This window comes from Enterococcus sp. AMC1251 (genome assembly GCF_058216535.1).
Window position 1 is genome coordinate 2523424 of the sequence record NZ_CM177098.1, and the last position, 17655, is coordinate 2541078.

20 protein-coding genes are annotated in these 17655 nt (G+C 35.2%); 1 reads left to right on the top strand and 19 read right to left on the bottom strand.

The window, feature by feature from the left end:
- Positions 1-5 precede the first annotated feature (5 nt).
- The 16 genes from AC4BBR_RS11890 to AC4BBR_RS11965 form a co-directional block, all read right to left on the bottom strand.
- Positions 6-581 (bottom strand): hypothetical protein, encoded by a 576-nt coding sequence (locus AC4BBR_RS11890; RefSeq protein WP_490459743.1) that lies wholly within the window; start codon positions 579-581, stop codon positions 6-8.
- A complete protein-coding gene (locus tag AC4BBR_RS11895) occupies positions 582-1367 on the bottom strand; it encodes a formate/nitrite transporter family protein (protein ID WP_490459744.1) in 786 nt (261 codons plus the stop codon).
- 30 nt (positions 1368-1397) lie between these two features.
- Entirely contained in the window at positions 1398-1967 is a 570-nt protein-coding gene (mobA, locus tag AC4BBR_RS11900; protein ID WP_490459745.1) for a molybdenum cofactor guanylyltransferase, read from the bottom strand.
- A gap of 821 nt (positions 1968-2788) precedes the next feature.
- A complete protein-coding gene (locus tag AC4BBR_RS11905) occupies positions 2789-2977 on the bottom strand; it encodes a hypothetical protein (RefSeq protein ID WP_490459746.1) in 189 nt (62 codons plus the stop codon).
- A 64-nt stretch (positions 2978-3041) separates the two neighbouring features.
- Complete coding sequence (locus AC4BBR_RS11910) at positions 3042-3437, bottom strand: hypothetical protein (protein WP_490459747.1); 396 nt, start codon at positions 3435-3437, stop codon at positions 3042-3044.
- Positions 3438-3456: 19 nt separating this feature from the next.
- Positions 3457-3597, bottom strand: coding sequence for a hypothetical protein (locus AC4BBR_RS11915; protein ID WP_490459748.1), 141 nt, complete (start codon positions 3595-3597; stop codon positions 3457-3459).
- Positions 3598-3726: 129 nt separating this feature from the next.
- Complete coding sequence (locus AC4BBR_RS11920) at positions 3727-4140, bottom strand: GNAT family N-acetyltransferase (protein WP_490459749.1); 414 nt, start codon at positions 4138-4140, stop codon at positions 3727-3729.
- Between the two features lie 502 nt (positions 4141-4642).
- Positions 4643-4825 (bottom strand): hypothetical protein, encoded by a 183-nt coding sequence (locus AC4BBR_RS11925; protein WP_490459750.1) that lies wholly within the window; start codon positions 4823-4825, stop codon positions 4643-4645.
- 233 nt (positions 4826-5058) lie between these two features.
- The gene (locus AC4BBR_RS11930; protein WP_490459751.1) at positions 5059-5739 is read right to left on the bottom strand and encodes an amino acid ABC transporter permease; all 681 of its coding nucleotides are present in this window, start codon (positions 5737-5739) and stop codon (positions 5059-5061) included.
- Positions 5740-6585, bottom strand: coding sequence for a transporter substrate-binding domain-containing protein (locus AC4BBR_RS11935; protein WP_490459752.1), 846 nt, complete (start codon positions 6583-6585; stop codon positions 5740-5742).
- Between the two features lie 9 nt (positions 6586-6594).
- Positions 6595-8055 (bottom strand): amidase, encoded by a 1461-nt coding sequence (locus tag AC4BBR_RS11940; RefSeq protein WP_490459753.1) that lies wholly within the window; start codon positions 8053-8055, stop codon positions 6595-6597.
- 399 nt (positions 8056-8454) lie between these two features.
- Complete coding sequence (locus AC4BBR_RS11945) at positions 8455-8883, bottom strand: hypothetical protein (protein ID WP_490459754.1); 429 nt, start codon at positions 8881-8883, stop codon at positions 8455-8457.
- A 268-nt stretch (positions 8884-9151) separates the two neighbouring features.
- The gene (locus AC4BBR_RS11950; protein ID WP_490459755.1) at positions 9152-10219 is read right to left on the bottom strand and encodes a hypothetical protein; all 1068 of its coding nucleotides are present in this window, start codon (positions 10217-10219) and stop codon (positions 9152-9154) included.
- Positions 10197-12743, bottom strand: a complete 2547-nt coding sequence (locus AC4BBR_RS11955) for a lectin-like domain-containing protein (RefSeq protein ID WP_490459756.1) — start codon at positions 12741-12743, stop codon at positions 10197-10199. Before AC4BBR_RS11955 ends, AC4BBR_RS11950 begins: the two co-directional genes overlap by 23 nt.
- Positions 12744-12911: 168 nt before the next feature.
- Positions 12912-13976: a WxLIP family cell surface protein gene (locus AC4BBR_RS11960; RefSeq protein WP_490459757.1), complete on the bottom strand. Its 1065-nt coding sequence runs from the start codon at positions 13974-13976 to the stop codon at positions 12912-12914.
- A gap of 167 nt (positions 13977-14143) precedes the next feature.
- A complete protein-coding gene (locus tag AC4BBR_RS11965; RefSeq protein WP_490459758.1) occupies positions 14144-14632 on the bottom strand; it encodes a WxL domain-containing protein in 489 nt (162 codons plus the stop codon).
- Positions 14633-14698: 66 nt separating this feature from the next.
- Here AC4BBR_RS11965 and AC4BBR_RS11970 point away from each other — a divergent pair, with 66 nt between their 5' ends.
- Positions 14699-15658, top strand: a complete 960-nt coding sequence (locus AC4BBR_RS11970; RefSeq protein ID WP_490459128.1) for an IS30 family transposase — start codon at positions 14699-14701, stop codon at positions 15656-15658.
- Here AC4BBR_RS11970 and AC4BBR_RS11975 read toward each other — a convergent pair.
- The 3 genes from AC4BBR_RS11975 to AC4BBR_RS11985 all read right to left on the bottom strand — a co-directional run bounded on the left by AC4BBR_RS11975 (position 15650) and on the right by AC4BBR_RS11985 (position 17643).
- Positions 15650-15937 (bottom strand): hypothetical protein, encoded by a 288-nt coding sequence (locus tag AC4BBR_RS11975; RefSeq protein WP_490459759.1) that lies wholly within the window; start codon positions 15935-15937, stop codon positions 15650-15652. The two genes, AC4BBR_RS11970 and AC4BBR_RS11975, sit on opposite strands and share 9 nt — an antisense overlap.
- 311 nt (positions 15938-16248) lie before the next feature.
- Positions 16249-16506 carry a hypothetical protein gene (locus tag AC4BBR_RS11980; RefSeq protein ID WP_490459760.1) on the bottom strand — a complete coding sequence of 86 codons (258 nt, stop codon included), beginning with the start codon at positions 16504-16506 and terminating at the stop codon, positions 16249-16251.
- A gap of 63 nt (positions 16507-16569) precedes the next feature.
- Positions 16570-17643 carry a WxLIP family cell surface protein gene (locus tag AC4BBR_RS11985; protein WP_490459761.1) on the bottom strand — a complete coding sequence of 358 codons (1074 nt, stop codon included), beginning with the start codon at positions 17641-17643 and terminating at the stop codon, positions 16570-16572.
- Positions 17644-17655 lie beyond the last annotated feature (12 nt).

The window sequence follows — 17655 nt, forward strand, 5'->3', positions numbered from 1 at the left end:
CTCTCCTATCCAATTTTCTTTTTAGAGAATCGAACCCCATCTTTTGTTTTTACAAGACAAAATGATTTAGGTAACGTTGGTGTATTCAAAATGATATCTGCATAATCGACTACTTTAGCGGCTGACTTTTTGATTCCTTTTTGGTTATTCATCATGAGAAACAAACCAGGTTTGACGAATTGACGAATTGAATTTGACTCGCAAATAATTACTGTATCTTTTGGTACAATTTGTAGAAATTCTAGAAACCCCTCTAACATGCGATCATGAAATACTTTTAGTAGGTAAACTTTCTTACAACCGGCTCTTAACAATTGCATTGTATCTTTTAATCCCTCTTGGTTTCTTTCTTCTATTAGTTCATATCCCTCATCAATACTTGTACAAATACCACACCCCCTTTCCCCCCGTTGACATTGACCACGATTGCCGGTGATCGTGATAACTTTTAGTGCATAAATAGAAAAATGTTGATGATACTCGGAAATTAGTTCTTTGGCAATCGTTGTTTTGCCACTATTTCGACCTGTTGAACCGATTTGAATCATTTGCTGGATCTCAATTCTCTTCATAAATGTCATTTAGTTCACCTGCTCCTTTTGCTCCGATGTTACAAACATCAATGGTACGGCTAAAAATAAGCTGCCACCAACAGCATTTCCTAAGAACACAAACAATGTATTGCTCAAATAATCTGACCATAAAATAGTACTAGCATTAGAAAAAATTGCTGCTGGTATAATAAAAGCGTTAGCTACAACGTGTTGAAAACCGCAAACTACAAAAACCATGACTGGAAACCACAAACCAAACATTTTTCCAAGATACGTTTTTCCCATTGCCCCCAAATAAACCGCCAAACAAACAAACATATTGCAACCGATTCCTGAAATAAATGCCACTAAGGGCTTGTCAGCAACTTTTGTTTGAGCAATTGAAATCGTCTTTTCTAAAAATACTCCTTCCGTCAGACCAACAATATGACCAAAGAAGTAAGCGACGAGAAACCCACCGATACAATTCGTAATCAAAACAATCAACCAATTGTATAACAGGTTTTTGCAACTAACTTTTTTTTGTAAAACACCTAAGGTCATTACCATCATATTTCCCGTTGCAAGTTCTCCACCAACGAAAGTAAGCGCTACCAATCCAATTGGAAATAAACACCCACCTAAAAATGTAGAAAAGCTTCCCCAACTTTTAGGCACAGTTCCTGAAATTCTGATAAAAGCTAAATACCCTAATGCGATAAAAAATCCTGCCATGATCCCTAACATACTCAATCTAAAGAAAGGTAGCTGACTTTTGACAGCGGCTTTATCACCTATACTTGCTACAACATCTTGACTACTTTCAAAATCCATCTCAAACTCCCTTCATCTCCATTAATCATACTATTTCCAAAATATTAATTGTTTGGGTGAGTTCACATTTTCTAATGCATTTGACGGTTCTAACGTCACTATTTTTATTGAGAATCGACTAAAATATTTTTTTATCTGCCAATCATTTGCCTGAAGCTGCTGCTGCAAGATACTTAAACAAGAAATATGATAAAAGGCAAATAGAGGTTCTAAACGATTTTTTTGTTTGCAAATAACCACATCATAAGACTCAATAAATTCTGCCATTTTTTGAATCAAATCGATGGTCAAGTTGGGAATATCACATGCAAGTAAAAATACATACTCTGTTTCGATACTTTCTAGTGCAGTAACTAACGCGCCAAGAGGCCCCTTTCCTGGATAATGATCTTCCACTATTTCATTCTGGGAGAAAATGGTAGGAAATTTTTTCTTTTCATTGGTTACTAATAAAGTGTTTGGAAAGATTTTCTTTAGTTGCTTCATTGTTCTCAAAAGCACAAACTCTCCATCCATCTCCAACAAAGCCTTATCAAACCCCATACGTGAACTTTTCCCACCACATAAGATTGCAGCTGTGCAATTTTTTATCAGATTCATGTTACTCACCTCTCAAACTAAAAGCTAAAAACACTCGCTCAACAGTGATTTTTTTTCGATGAACGAGTCTAAATAACAGAGAAAAAATCACCAAAAACTCAAAAAAAGTAATTACTAAAAAATATTTTTCAGCCATAACTTTTATTCTATTATAAAACATCCTTCCAACAAGTCAATTATTATTTTACTATTTCTTCCCTTTATTCCGCTTATTTCAACCATTAAACATCTGAAATCACTCGTTTTGTTACGCTTATTCAGAAAAATCAAAAGATTCAGAACAACGTCTACTAAATTTAAGAGATACTAGTAATTGAACGAACAAAGGAGATTTGTTAAATAGGGTACAGAATGATAGAAAGTGCTATTTTTCTATTACGTAGAATTCGATCTAAAGCAAGGGGAAAGCATTTAATTAGAAAGTGGGGGCATAGTTTATCATAATGGAGAAATCAACCTTGAGGATAAAATAAATAGTAACGAAAAATCGGGTTTTGGTGATGTAAGTCGTGCCTTAGATCGTTCGGAGTCTAGTGAGGAAATGTTTCTTTATTACTAAAGCATCTGCTTTAACAGATACCACAAAATAAGTAATCGTGGCTTTACTAATCGTTATTAAAAAATTATTAATCATACTAGTCTACGCAACGACAAGCCATAAACAATCACAAAAAAGAGGTATCTAATGCACCTCTTAGGTTGTTGACAATTTGAATAGTACTACCCTAACGTTCTGCCTTTAAGAATCAAAACCACAAGAATCGCAACCATCGCAGCAACACATCCACTTTGAATCATTGCCAAAGTAGTATACGTTTTTCCTATATTATTTTTTTCACCATTGATTGCATGGTATTAGCTTGATAAAAAGCTTTAGTTTCTTCTAGATCTTTTATGGGAAACCCAGGAAGATACTTATTCACACTTTCATCGGACAGTAGAAAATATAAAGATAGCAGGTCATTTTCAGTCTGATCGATTTTTCTTATGATCAATCGGTTTGTTTCCATTGCTGTTATTCTCCTAGTTGGACATTTTTCTACATGGACTTCTTACACAAGCTCGTTTTTCCCTTCAATTTTGATACTTTTGAGCCATTTCAAAAAAAGTATCTCTTTTTAAAGAGAATTTCTTTATACCTAATTTTTTTTCGTAGCAAATTGTAATAGCATGAATATCAAAATAGGTCATATTAGACACTAATTCTTGAAACTTCATTTCTTTATATTGTTGTTTATCTGACACCAATCCGGCATCTATTGATTGATTCAAGCAGTTTTCAGTTAAAAATATTAGGCTAGCTTTCTTTATATCAGGTTTTGTAGCTACAAAATTGTCCAATGTTTGCTCAGATTCACTGTAAAAAGAATCCGAAACCATATTCTCTATAAGTGCAACGGCAGTATTGTGAATAACGAATCTAATTAGTAAAGAAATAATCACTAGCACAATACAAAGAAACATTAACATTAGCTATGACTCCTTTTTATTATCCATTTCTTTTTTTGTACCTATTTAGCAGAAGACTTCCTTCTATTCCAAAGGAACCACCATTTAACCAAGTATATCCTGATGTGGGCGTTATTTTAAACGGCATGACAATAGCAAGTTCCTCTCTCAAATGATTCATAAAACAACTCCTTTGCCAATACATTCATTTTACAGTAAGCTTCATTCAAAAGATAGACAGTATAAAAAAAATAATTGATTATGTTGATTTATCGTGTAGTGTAATAAAAGTTCCCCCATTCTTTCTATGTTAATTGAACAGCACACAATTAAACCGCTCTACACCAGGATATTTTTCACCTAAACTAAGAATGTCAAAACCATATGTTCTGTAAAAACCAACCGCTTCATGATCTGTTTCAGCAACTAATTTAGTCGGTTGATACTTTTTTATTATATAATCTATCATGTCGCTTGCAACTCGTTTTTGTCTGTAGGTTTCTTTTGTTGCAATGTGAGTGATTTCTACCTTATTCTCTTCGAATAGTTTAATGCCAATACAGCCTATTAGCTCCTTCTTATAATCATTTAAATACAGCACTCTATTTGTAGATGAGACATAGTTGTTTAGTTCGTTTTCAACATTGCTTCTTGCAGTTGCATAGGCTAATAATTCTTTTATATCAGTATCAATAGTATTAATAGTTTTAAATTTTTTAATCATATAGACTCCTATCGATCCCTTATTTTGAGTAGTCATTAATAAAAATAACTGAATACACAGAAAGAAACTAGCCCTAAAACAAACGAATCATTCCTTTAACTATTTTAGAGCTTCTTTCAAAAAGTGGTATCTATTGACGCGTATTTTACTGAATTAGAGTCAGTATCTTGGAAACGATTTGTAAAAGTTTTTTTCGAAATTCTGGCGGATAATGGTCTGAACGACATGATGAAGTAAACCTCCAAGGTATTTTCACCAAAAACTAGTGTAAGCAGGCAGTGGTTTATGCTTGCAATGCCAACTCTTCCATTTTATTGGGTATTAAATAGTCGACACTGCATTGTAGCGGATAAGTTTGGAAAGTCGCCAATATTATCATGAAGTCGTCCAAAGTGAACTTCTGTAGGCTCTGCCTATTTTGCGGTTTTTTTGACAAAATATACTAGAAGTCATACCTCCAGAACAGCAAATATAAACAAGTATGTTCTTTCCTACTAAACCATTATTTATGCCTATCTTTATATTCCAATTCTGCCTGATTTAGCAATGGACGTAGATAATCTTCCACCTTTGGTTCTACGTTTATACGCATCATAAATTGACTAGGTGTTTCAATAAATCCATTCATAAGACTGTCTTTATATTCTGTAACTAAAAATTGGCTTCTCTCTTTTATTTCTTTCATGTCCATGTTTTTTCCAACTTTCTATTCTTAATTATTTATTTTTATTATACTCGCTTTTTGAGGATAAAAGAATGATAACTCTCATTATCATTGCATACTCTACCAATAATAAAGAGCGTGGGATAAAACGAAAGATCAGTTTTGTTTCGCGCTCTAAACCCGAATAAACGGCGAGAAAAAAGCAGCTCCCTCTTATTTCTCGGAGCTAAACGCTTTTGTCTCGGCCTCTCTTTTTATACTCTTACATCCGTTTTCCCTTTGTAACGATTGATATAATACCTCTCTAACCAGCCCTGTCCCCAGCCAATCGCCACACAAAGCAGCCAATAAATCACCGCCACTAAAATATACATCGTCATATAATCAAAGGTTCTTCCCCCGACAATTTTGGCTTTTTGAAAAATATCAGGAATCGTGATCATTGCAGCTAAAGACGTGCTTTTTAACAAATCCATTGCCACATTCCCTAAAGCTGGAATCGAAATACGAAAGGCTTGCGGTAAAATAATTCTCCGCATCACTTTTCCAAACGGCAATCCTAATGCATACGCCGCATCCCAGTGCCCTGCTTCCACTCCAGCAATCGACCCGCGATATATTTCGGCAATAAACGCGCTACTTGTCAAACTAAAACAAATACAGGCTGCTGTTAGCGCACTTAATTGATACGGTAGTCCAAAATATAAAAGAAACAACAAGACTAACCCTGGAACACCTCTTAGAAATGAAATATAAAACCGTACAAATCCTTTGATCAATTTTGAAGGCAACATCCCTAATACCGTCAACAGAATGCCCAGAACATTTCCCATTAAAAACGTCACTATACTAATGCCAAGTGTATAAGGCAATCCTGTCAACAAGAATGGAATTGAATCAATCATTAACTGAAAATCAATTTTTGGTATATACATCTAGTCTACTGAAACACTTTCTTCAACTTTTTCCTTTGGTTCAACAGAAACATCTGTTTGGAAATACGTCTCAGAGATTTTTTTCATGGTTCCATCTTCTTGCATCTCTTTTAATATGCCATCTATTTTTTTACTTAACGCAACACTGTCTTTTTTCATTAAAAATCCAGTAAAGTTGGCGTTAAAGTAGACATCCTCTAAAATTTTTACTGGAATATCTGGCAAAGCACCCACTGACATTTTTTGTAAATAATAATCATTCAAAATCACATCGGTCCGACCATTGGCAACATCTGTCAAATATTGATCGTTTGTTGCATTATCATAGGTTACCAATTTTGCCCCATATTTTTCAGCGATTTTCATATAGTTTGTATTTGGTTCGCCAGCCGCTTTTTTGCCTTTTAAATCTTCAAGAGACGCAATCCCAGAATCATCACTTTTTCGAACGATCATGCTGTCAAATGAATACTTGATCGGCGAAGACAAAATAAATTTTTTCCCTCTATCCCCTGATAAACCGAAATCATTGGCAGCTAAATCAGATTCACCTTTATCCACTGACGTGATTTGGCCATCTACATTGTATTCTTTAAATTCAACATCAACATCTAAACGCTTAGCAACTTCTGTAATGACATCTACATCATAGCCTGTCAATTTGTTTTCATCATTATAATAAGATGACGGGAATAGCGTTCCTGATGTGGCAACTGTTAGCTTTTTCGTATCCTCTACTTTTTTCCAACTGTTATCTTGTCCTTCTGACTTGTCTTTTGTCCCACCACATGCAACGAACACTAAACTCAACGCAACAATACTAAAACTAACAAATACTTTCTTCATTTGATCCTCCTATGATTCACGATAATAGTTTGGTAATAAGAATTTCTGCTCTTGTTCAAATAACTTTCCAACTTGAAATAATATATCTTCTCGACCTTTTGATGCCATAAATTGAATGCCTAGCGGTAAACCTGATGCTGCTACATGAGTAGGTAAACTGATTGCTGGTTGTCCCGTTAAATTAGCCAATTGAGTATACGGCGTGATTGTCAGACTTTTTTCAAACATGTCATAAATTAAGTCTTTTAGTTGTAAAATGGAAAGTGCCTCCGCTTGAGCTAAGTCTTTACGAATCCGATCACTCTGCAGTTCTGCATCGATTTTAGGCGCACTATCAGCGGCGGTCGGCGTTAATAATAAGTCATATTCCTCGAATAATTGCTCCATTTTATCTGCCGCTTGATCCCATAGTTGAAGCGATCTCGTATACTGACTTGCTGGTATCTGTAACCCATATTGGTAGATACCCCAAGTCATTAATTCCATATCGTTTTTTGTAACCGGCCGCTTGATTGCCGCTTGAATTCCTTCAAACATCGCAGCCGTTTCTGCGCCATTCATCAGATAATAGCTATCGATCAATTGACGACCATTAACTGGATACGGAATTTCGGTTACTTCATGACCTTGTTGTTCTAAAAATGTTGCTGCATTGTGTGTTGCTTTTATCGCTTCCGCTGAAACGGGTGTTCCGACAGGTGATTCCGTTAAAAAGGCGATTTTCAAGACTTGTTTCTTTGCCGCTGATTGATGTTCCCATTCCGCTTTTGGCGCTTGATAGGGCGCAGCTTTTTCGGTTCCGCGTAAATGATAAAATAGTGTTTCTGTATCTCTCATCGAAACGGTTAACGCAAAATCAATCGAGGCTCCTTGCCAGCCTCGCCAGCCATCAGGTCCAACTGGCATACTACCACGAGTTGGTTTTAGTCCAATCAATCCACTAAAAGAAGCAGGAATTCGAATGGAACCGCCACCGTCACTTGCTCCCGCAATTGGAAATAAGCCACTAGCAACAGCTGCCGCAGCGCCACCACTAGAACCTCCAGGTGAATAATCAAGATTCCACGGATTTCTCGCAGGTCCGTAAATCGTCGGATCAGAAATATTTTTGAACCCGAACTCTGGTGCGTTCGTTTTCCCTAAAGGTATGAAACCTAATCGTTCCAAGCCTTTGACAAAATTATCCGTAGAAGTGGCACGATTTTCTGTAAATAAACGAGAACCTGATGTTGATTTCATTCCTGCCTTATCTTGTCCTAGCATTTTTAACGGAATTGGCAAGCCAAAAAAAGGACCAGTTTCTGCTCCTCTAGCTTCGTATTGTTCTTTTGCTGCTTCTGCATCCCAATCAACAAAGGCATTGAGTTCAGGATTCAACTTTTTTACTTGTTGCGTTCGCTCATCGATCCATTCTGTCACGCTTCGTTTTTTGTCTCTAAATTGTGCTGCGTAGTACAAGCCGTCTTTCATGATCATCCCCCTTATATTCCGATGATTTTATTATACAGGTTAGCCGAGGATTTTTAGGTTATTTTGCTTGAAGAGACTTTTAGTATGATAATCTGAAACTAACAAATAAAAAACGAACCATTTTCATTTAAGAAGCTCAGTTCAATAAATAAAATAAATTGGAAGTTGTACAAAACTCTGATTCTAACTATTCATATAACTCTTATATAAAACAATCATCCAACAAATAGCTCACTATTATTCTTTTTTGCTTTTATAGCACACAAAAAGCACTTAATCCTATATGATTATACTGACAAAACTCAATCAAAAAAGAAGTAAGTGCCTTCTGTTTAAGAAATTACACTGTTAATTAACGGATATATGAATTATTTTACACACGTTTATTTTAATTAAATCTTAAATAGAAAGAGAGTTAAAAATAGTAGAATAGTTTATACCATCTTCGCTTATTACTCTACCCTCTACACTAACGCTTACTCTCCCCATCAGATTAAGATTTAATTTGGTTTCACCAGTTTTTCCAGACATTCTAACTATTATCACACGTCCCCCTCTTAATGGCCGAACTACCATAATTCCCTGGAAACTCTTAACAGTAGTTCTATCTAAACTAACACTCCAATGAACAGCTCCCATATCTGTATAATTCAATTGAATATTACCGCCGTTCTTCCAAGAAGAGCTACAGGATATAGGATCAAAAACACTTTCTACCAAATTAATTTTACTTGTATCGTTAGCTGTTGCTTCTACTTTTTCAGAAATACTGATATTGAAAAATGCGATTGTTAAAAAAGTAATAGCCAAAATAAATTTTCTTTTCATAATTATCATTCCCTCTTTAAAATAATTTATGCATTACTATAAATATGTATCCTGAAGAAATTATCTTCGGGATACACACTGTTTATCTTATTCTTTTCAACTTTTTTCTCCAAAATTTGTTGATTAAACGTCTTATTATTTTACACCTTATATACACCAATGAGAGACTGTGTTTCTCTCCGTTTGACAGTTTGATTTTTTTAATACTTTTGGTGTTGGCTCTTCTTCAAAGAAAAATCACTTTTCATTCATTACTTTATAAACTCTCTTATGGTGTATTTCCTACTTGCCATAGGATTTTTGCTTGATACCCACCTGCTGTTACAATCTCGTTTGTAGGGATCTCTACTCTAAATCCAGTTTTGCCTGTTTTCCAATCCTCACTTAGTGTGTATTCATTTTTTACTCCATCACTTGTTCGTTCTGCTAGTATCTCTGCTTCTCCTTGACTAAACTTAACTATGTTATTATCAGCTTTTTTGTAGCCTAGCACATCGTCAGGAAGAGTTTTTGTTGAATCTCGAACATTCGTGAACGGCGTTTGAAGTGTCGCTGTAACCTTCCAGTTTTTACTTTTCTTTCGACTATCCCAAATAATTAGTGGATTATCAAATTCAGCGTTATTTACTTTAATAAAATGAATTCCTTTTTGAATCTTTTGTGTCCCAAAAGACATGGTAGACGGTGCTGATTCAATAAAGAGTTTCCCATCAAATCTATACGTAACGGTAGTTGGACTTTCACCGATTGTTTGTTTATCCTCTGGCTGCTCTTCCACAGGTTGGTAATGTTCCTTACTTATCGCTTCAAGTGCCTCCATTACTTGTTTGTTTTTAGAGAGTTCTATTTCCGTCCCAACAATGCCTTCAATCACGATTGGCTTCACTACTGGATCAAGGTCTTCATTATCCGTTGTTTTAAACTGAACTGTTAGTTTTTGTTTTTTCTTTTTAAGAAGCACTTGAACAGAATCAGTTAATGCCGTTCCAATTGTATACTCTGGATAGGTTTTTATTGGCGTACTATGGTCCATCCATGCGCCAACGGGTTCATACTCTTTTAGCTTGGCTAATGCTGTCTTAATTTCGTTTACTTCTCTCAAATCAGTTACTTTTGAACCATTTTTTCCAGCGAAAGTAGTTGTTGCCAACGCGGTCCCTTCTTTTCCTTCTTCTACCAATTGTACTGTCGTCGTGATTGTTTCTTTTTTTAGAATTAATTGAATGATATTAAAGTTTGCTGTCCCCACTATATACTCTGGATAGGTATCTATTGGCTTACCTGTCGGACCATATTCTTTTGCTCCAATAGGTTTATACTCTTTTAATTTTCGCATCGTTAAGTAAATTTACTTTTGTTCCGACTTCTTCCTTAATTTCAACTGAATCTGCTTCTGCTCCTGGAATTGTGCTTCCTTTTTCATCAACAAATAAAATTCCAGTCGTAATAATCTCCTTTTTAAGAAGCACTTGAACAGAATTAGTCTTTGCCGTTCCAATTGTATACTCTGGATAGGTTTCTATTAGCGTATTATGGTCCATCCATACTGCATAAGGGTTATACTCTTTTAACTTTGCTAATACAGCCTTAACATCCGCATTATCAAGTAAATTAATAGTTGAACCGTATACTCCCTTAATTGTCACTGTATCTTTTTCTGTACCCGGTATTATTGCCCCACTCCTATCTATAAATGTAATCTCTGTTGTAACCTCAGCCTTTTCAAGAATCAATCGTATTGTATCACCCTCGGCACTACCGATAGTATACTTAGGATAACTTGTTATCGCTTGACCACTCGTCTCTGTTGCGCCAATCACATTATATTTTTTTCCGAATTTTTCTAATTCTGTCTTGATTTCTGGTATATTTTTCAAGTCGGTTATTTCTGAATTCACTTCTCCAGAAAATCTCGCTGTTGCCAGAGATATATTTTCTTTTCCTTTTTCTACAAATTGTACTGTGGTTACTTTTGTTTTCTTTTTCAGGATCATTTTTACTGAGATTGTACTTCCTATTTTAAAATTTCCTATATCTATTGGCGTACCCGTTAAAGAATTCTTAGCTCCCACAATGTCGTAATCCTTTAAGTCTCCTGTTAATTTCTCTTTGACTTCTGTTATATTACGTAAATCAACTATTTTCCCTTCAATCTCTGTAAAGCTTACTTGCGTGACTCCTAGATCTCCTCCAGCCTCATTAGTGAATACAATTTGGGTTTTCAGCATATCTTTTTTCTTTTTCAGGACTAAGCTTACTATTTTAGCACTCCCTACTTTAAAATTTGCCAGATCTATTGGTATACCACCCGCTAGAGGATCTTTCGCTTTTAAAACCTCATACTGCTTTAATTCACCTGTTAATTTCGCTTTGATTTCTGCTACATTACGTAAATCGACTATTTTCCCTTCAACCTCTGAAAAATTTATAGCCGCAACCCCTAGATCTCCATTAACCTCGTCAGTAAACATGACTTTTGTACTCAGTGTAACTATTTTCTTTTTCAGTATTATGTTTATTATCGTAGCACTTCCTATTTTAAAGTTTCCCAGATCTAGTGCTGTACTTGATAGAAGATCTTTCGCTCTTAAAACATCATACTCTTTTAATGCCCCTGTTAACTTCTCTTTGACTTCTGTTACGTTACGTAAATCGACTATTTTCCCTTCAACCCCTAGAAAGCTTATCGGTGCAACACCTAAGTCTCCTCCAGCCTCATCAGTGAAGACGACTTGTGTTTTTCTCATTAGTCCTTTTAACGTATAATCTATCTTGTCAGATTCTCCTGCATCATATTTATATGCATTTTCTATACTATAAGATTTTATGGATATCTTTACGGGGATATCATTTTGGTTAGTACCTCTAGAAATTGTTATCCTAGAATCTTTCCCTATAGTATATTCTTTTCCGTTTACATAGGCGATAGACCCTTCAGGATACACTAATCCTTTCTCATCTTTAAGTTCAAGTATTGTTTCCGTTTCTTTGGTGATTTCATTTGTCACTTTTGGAGTATTAGTGATTATTCTAGGGATTTTTGCGGCTGTTACAGTTACATTTTGGATATTATGAATTAAACCTGTTGATCCTGTTATTGAAAAGGAAAGCTCTTTTGCATTATCTAAAACCTTTATTTGTTTTCCTTGACTACCAAATAAAGGCTTACTCTTATCTGCAGTATCTGTACCTTGTGGTATTGGATACATTTGTAACGTTACTATCCTAGTACTTTGATCATATGAAAATTGATACTCTACCTGTTGATAGGAAGGGTTCCTAGGCTTATAATTTGGAAAAGGCTTAAGTGAACTTTGAAATGTTCTCGTCATTGTTCCTTTCTGATCTGTCGTTATAACTCCTGCATTCGGAAAAAAAGCAGCTTTATCACTAGTATTTTCAAATGTGTCAATAAAACTAGCTATCGCATTAGGCAATCCTCCGATACCTAAGGATTCTCCAGCTGTCCCCAAAGCATTAGCCTCACCAGTATGAAATACAATACCCACACCATCAGCATTAACCGGTGCATACTCTGAATAAGCATCATGTAATTCTATACCTATTTTTCCAGAAATATCAAAATTAGTATTAAGTTGTACTTTACTTTTAAGGTAAATACTTCCGACCTGACTCTCCAAATCGGGAGTAAGCTGTACGCCTTTAATCTTTGGTGCCCACTGAGCATTCCCAACAAGATTAAAATTCTCTTTAATAGAGTCATAGTCTGTTACTAGTTTTGTTTCTTTTGTTATTGGATACTCCTGAGCATTAACCACCACAGGAAAATTAATATCAAAGAAAATAACGCCAAAACTTATTACTATGAATAAAGCTGATTTTATAAATATTTTCCTCATACTTTTTCACACCCATTTCTAAAATTCTATCTTTTTTTACCTATTTCTCTGCCCTTCGTTTATTGAATTATTTGAACTTTTTTATTCATCTTAAAACTTTTTAACTAACTTCAATTTATGCTTCCTATACCTATATTCGTATCAAATGCCATAAAACGAACTTCTAATCTATTTAGGTTTAGTAGCGATCACTTTTCTTTTTTTCGTTTTTTTAATGTACCTACTAACTACCAGTAAAAAAATGAGTCCAGCAATTAGGACTAGAACAATTACTAAGCTAATAAAAAGAATCGGATTTGATGCTGTGCTTAATTCCGTCAGTTGGTTATTTAACTTAGGAACGTCCTTCTCTCTTATATCAAAGTCCTGTTCCCATGACCAAGATTGCCCGCCCTTAAGCGTAACGTCTGTTTTCATCGTATAAGCTCCTGGTGTTTCCAATTTATATTTGAGTGGAATTTGAATATTGATTTGAGTGTTCGGTGCCATCCTCATATGGTTCTTATTTAGCTCAAAAATGACCCGCTTATCTGACTTTTTCGTCACACTCACTTTCACCGTCATTCCTTCCGCAAAAACAGGACGACTATTTGAAAAATTTAAAATAAGTTGGGCTTTTTTTTCACTCGCATCGACAGAAATAGAATGAAATTCTAGCTCTGGCTTTATCTTATTGACCTCGCTCTCGCTGAGCAGTACCCCGATTAAAAAGGCAAACTCATTAATGACGATGTCTGTTCCTTTTTCCTTCTTTTCTACGGTCGTATCAAGAGGCTTGACTTGAATTCCGCCTACTATGTAGCCTTCAAATGGCTCAATCGGAGGTCGAATGGTCAATGCCACTTCTTTACTACTCTGTGGCTCCAGTTCTACTTGCTCTGGCCCAGCCACAAGCTCTGGAAAATCATAAACTAACGAAGAATCTTTTAGAAAATTATTCGGTCCATATTCAATTACTCCACTCCCATTAGTTTTAGCACTATTAAATTTGAGAGATAGAGTCATCTTACGAGAGGATAAATTATTTAATTTCAATTGAATTGTTTCGTTTTGTCCTGGCTGTACAAGTAGATCATAGTATCCTACTTCTTTATTTCGTTGATTTTTTGGAAAAATAACTTCATAGGAAAAATCTTTTAAGGTATTAACATTTCCTTCTTCCCCATAACTTATCATTGGATGAAGCAATAGAAAAAAAAGCGGTAGTACTAAATAAATAAGTCGTTGCTTCATGTATTATCTCCTTTATGTGAACTAACGCTAAAAGATAGAGTCTCTATAATCCCTAATTAGCAGTCATAGATCCTCTATCTTTGAATATGAACGATTTACAACAATAACTGTTAACTAACCCATCTATAATCTCTTCACATTATTTTATTGTTTATTTTTTGAATTGATTAAAATGTATCTTCTAAACTCCATGTAAGTTGTGCAGTGAATGTTTTACCTGCTTGACTTTGAGGTAACGCTACTCGTAATTGTCTGTCTGTAATTTCAGTAGCATACGCACCTTTAGTATCATTTTCTTGCGCTTTTGTTAATACAGGAACAGCGCTCCCACCAGCAATTGCTTTTGCAGGTACAGCAGTGATATCAGTCCCTGTATGTGCAGTTAAAACACCGTTGATTGACGGATCTGGAGCAGAAGTGATATTTCCTTCTTCATCTTTTACAAGAGCATAATCTTGTACAGCACCAGTATTAAATTCTAGTTGTGCATTGGCCAATTTATCTGCTTCTTCTACGCTACCGTCAACTGTAAAGTTGCTAAGTTGTGCAACGGTTCTCCATTTTGCCAATTTAGTTCCTTCAGCTACAGTTCTATCATCACTCACAATTAAATACGATTTTTTAGTTCCCGCCGATAGTAAAATTAAGCTAGACAACTAAATAAGTCATTTGTGCTACACTCAAAATAGTTCCGACCAAAGAATTATAAGGAGTGAAGACAAATGACCTATACTCATCTTACATCAAATGAACTCGTGATGATAGAAGCTTATTTCAATATGAGCCAACCTGTTACGATGGTTTCTAAGACTTTAACTCGTTCTAGACAGACAATCTACAATGTTTACAACTTCCTGAAACAAGGAAAATCTATCTGTGACTATTACCAACAATATAAAGAAAATAAAACACGTTGTGGTCGACAACCCATTAGTTTGCCTACAAAACAGCATGATTACATTCAATCTATGGTGGCTCAAGGGTGGACACCTGATGTGATTATTGGTCGAGCTGAGTTTCCTATTTCATGCTCTGTTAGAACACTTTATCGTCAGTTTAAAGCGAATCAATTTGATTGCTCAAAACTACCAATGAAAGGGAAACGAAAGCCCAACGGGCATAAAGAACGTCGTGGAAAGCAAGCATTTAAACGCAATATTTCAGAACGATCCACTGACTACCCTAATTTCCAACAGGAATTTGGGCATTTAGAAGGTGACACAATTGTTGGCGTTCATCATAAAAGTGCCATCATCACTCTAGTTGAACGCCTTTCAAAAGTGATTATTACATTAAAACCAAATGGTCGGAAAGCATTGGATATTGAAAAAGCGACAACTGATTGGCTACAAAAGATTCCCAGAAACTTGTTCAAATCCATTACCTTTGATTGTGGAAAAGAATTTTCAAATTGGAAAAACATGAGTAATGTCAATGATATTTCTATCTATTTTGCAGACCCTGGAACCCCCTCACAACGCGGATTAAATGAGCATTCGAATGGGTTATTACGTAAAGATGGGCTGCCTAAAACAATGGATTTTAATCAAGTTGACCAAGCTTTTGTTGCGGCTGTCACCTCTAAAAGAAATCACATACCAAGGAAATCTTTAAATTATCGAACACCATTAGAAGTATTTTTGAGTTACATAAATGAAAGACATTTGTCTAGCTTAATTTGACAAATCAAATCCTTTATCTTTAAATACTTGAACAGCACCGGCACCCTTACCAGTATTCGCATTAGTACCAAAATCCATACTGCCTGGAATATAGGCAACAGCTAAGCTGTCTTGTAAAGGATTTTCCCCTGGTTTGCTTCCACCATCTGGATCAATCGTAATTTGTAAATCTGTTGTATCTGGTTTGACAACTTCTGCTGCATGTGTCGTTGTTGGAACTAGTCCTAAAGAAAGAACCCCCGCTGATACGAATAGTGTTGCTAATAACCCTTTTTTCATTTTTTTATCACCTTTCCTTAATTATAGACAGATTAGTAACAGTTATTGTTGTAAATCGTTCATTGCTTGTTGTTAGCCTAGTAATTTTATTTGTTCTTTTAACAAGACGAACAAATAGATGATTAAGATTAAACTGACTAACGTCAGAAGTAATAGGCTAAAATTAAGGACTAAACTTGATTTACCTATCTTTAATCTTCTCACTAAAAAAATATCTCTTGAAAAAGACATTAAGAAATACACGAGCGTAACAAAGGAAATTGCTCCTAGTATATACATCCATAAATAATCAATCATTTTCTGCTCCGCTCCTATACACTATAATAAATTTTTTTGAAACTGATTACGCCGCAAAATACGATCAAACAGGCGATTCCCGACAATAAGAGGATAAACGAGGTAATCATTTGACCTAAATGAGGCAACGAACCATTTTTGGAACTATTTGTATTCGGAAACTTAGGGGTTGGTTTTCCTACTATTTCTTTATCCGTTAGTTTATCCGCTGGTTCGATTTGTATAACTAGACCATTTGATTCCTCATTTCCAACGGCTAACGCCGTGTGCATCGGAAAGAAAGAATAGCTACTAAAATAAAAACCTGTAAAACCTTTTTCATCTTCCTCATCCCTTTACTTCTTATTTTTTCCTTTCTTCTTTCTTTTCTTAGCAATTCTCAATCGTTTCCACGCCTTCTCCCATTTTTTTCTTCTATAGAAAAGCGTACCCATTATCGCTAAACTAATCATCGCCATCACAATACTGACTACCTTTAGCCAAGTTGGGGTTTTGATTTTAAAAACACTGGATGCATTGATTTCTTTGGCTTCTTCATTTGTAATTTTAAAATCTTTTGACAAATGCCACTCTTCATCATAATTTTTTGCATCCATCTCTAAGGTATACGTTCCTGAGGGTAAATCATTGATTCCCCAATCCAATTCAAAATTAAAGTGACTATTAGGCGCTAATTTGTAATTTTGAACTGTTTTTTCTTTAATAACTTTTCCTGACTCTTTTTCCGTCATTGTTGCAACAATATTCAAGTTATCGATGACTTTAGGCTCTGGATTTTGTATACTCGCTAGCACCATTTTTTTCCCATGTAGGATGGACGCTTTCACTTCATTTAGTTTTAACGTTTTTCCATTGGTAAATTCGTCACCGTTTTCCGCTGTAATTAAGCCAATTTTGTAATTGTATTTTGTCGAGATTCCTTTTTGTTTCTTTTTATCTGGTACTAGCTCAACGACAAGCGCACCCATTTTTACTCCTTCATAGTGTTCCTTTGGTGCTTCTACTTGAACTTTAATCGTTTTTTCTTCAAAGTTACCCAAGGTAATTTCTGGTGTCTCAACTTTTATTAAACTGGATAGAGGTTCTTTCAACGATTCATCTTTATTGGTCAAATCTTCCGTATAATCAATCGTTCCACTATTTGAAGTCATCGCGTTAACACCATAAATTTTTAGATGAACCTCTTCCTTTTTTGTACTCGCAATACGCATTTGTACCGTTTGTGTTTCGCCTGGAACTGTTTTTATATAAAAATAACTTTTTCCTACATCAATTTGAGTAGTCGGTTGGAGTGGTGTCACCACGTAACCTAAATTGTTCTCGTCTTCTGCAAAAGCTTCTCTCGTTGAGACTAAACTCACAAAGATACAACTGACTATGATGAGTGCATGATAAATTCTCTTTTTCAAAAAAATTCTCCT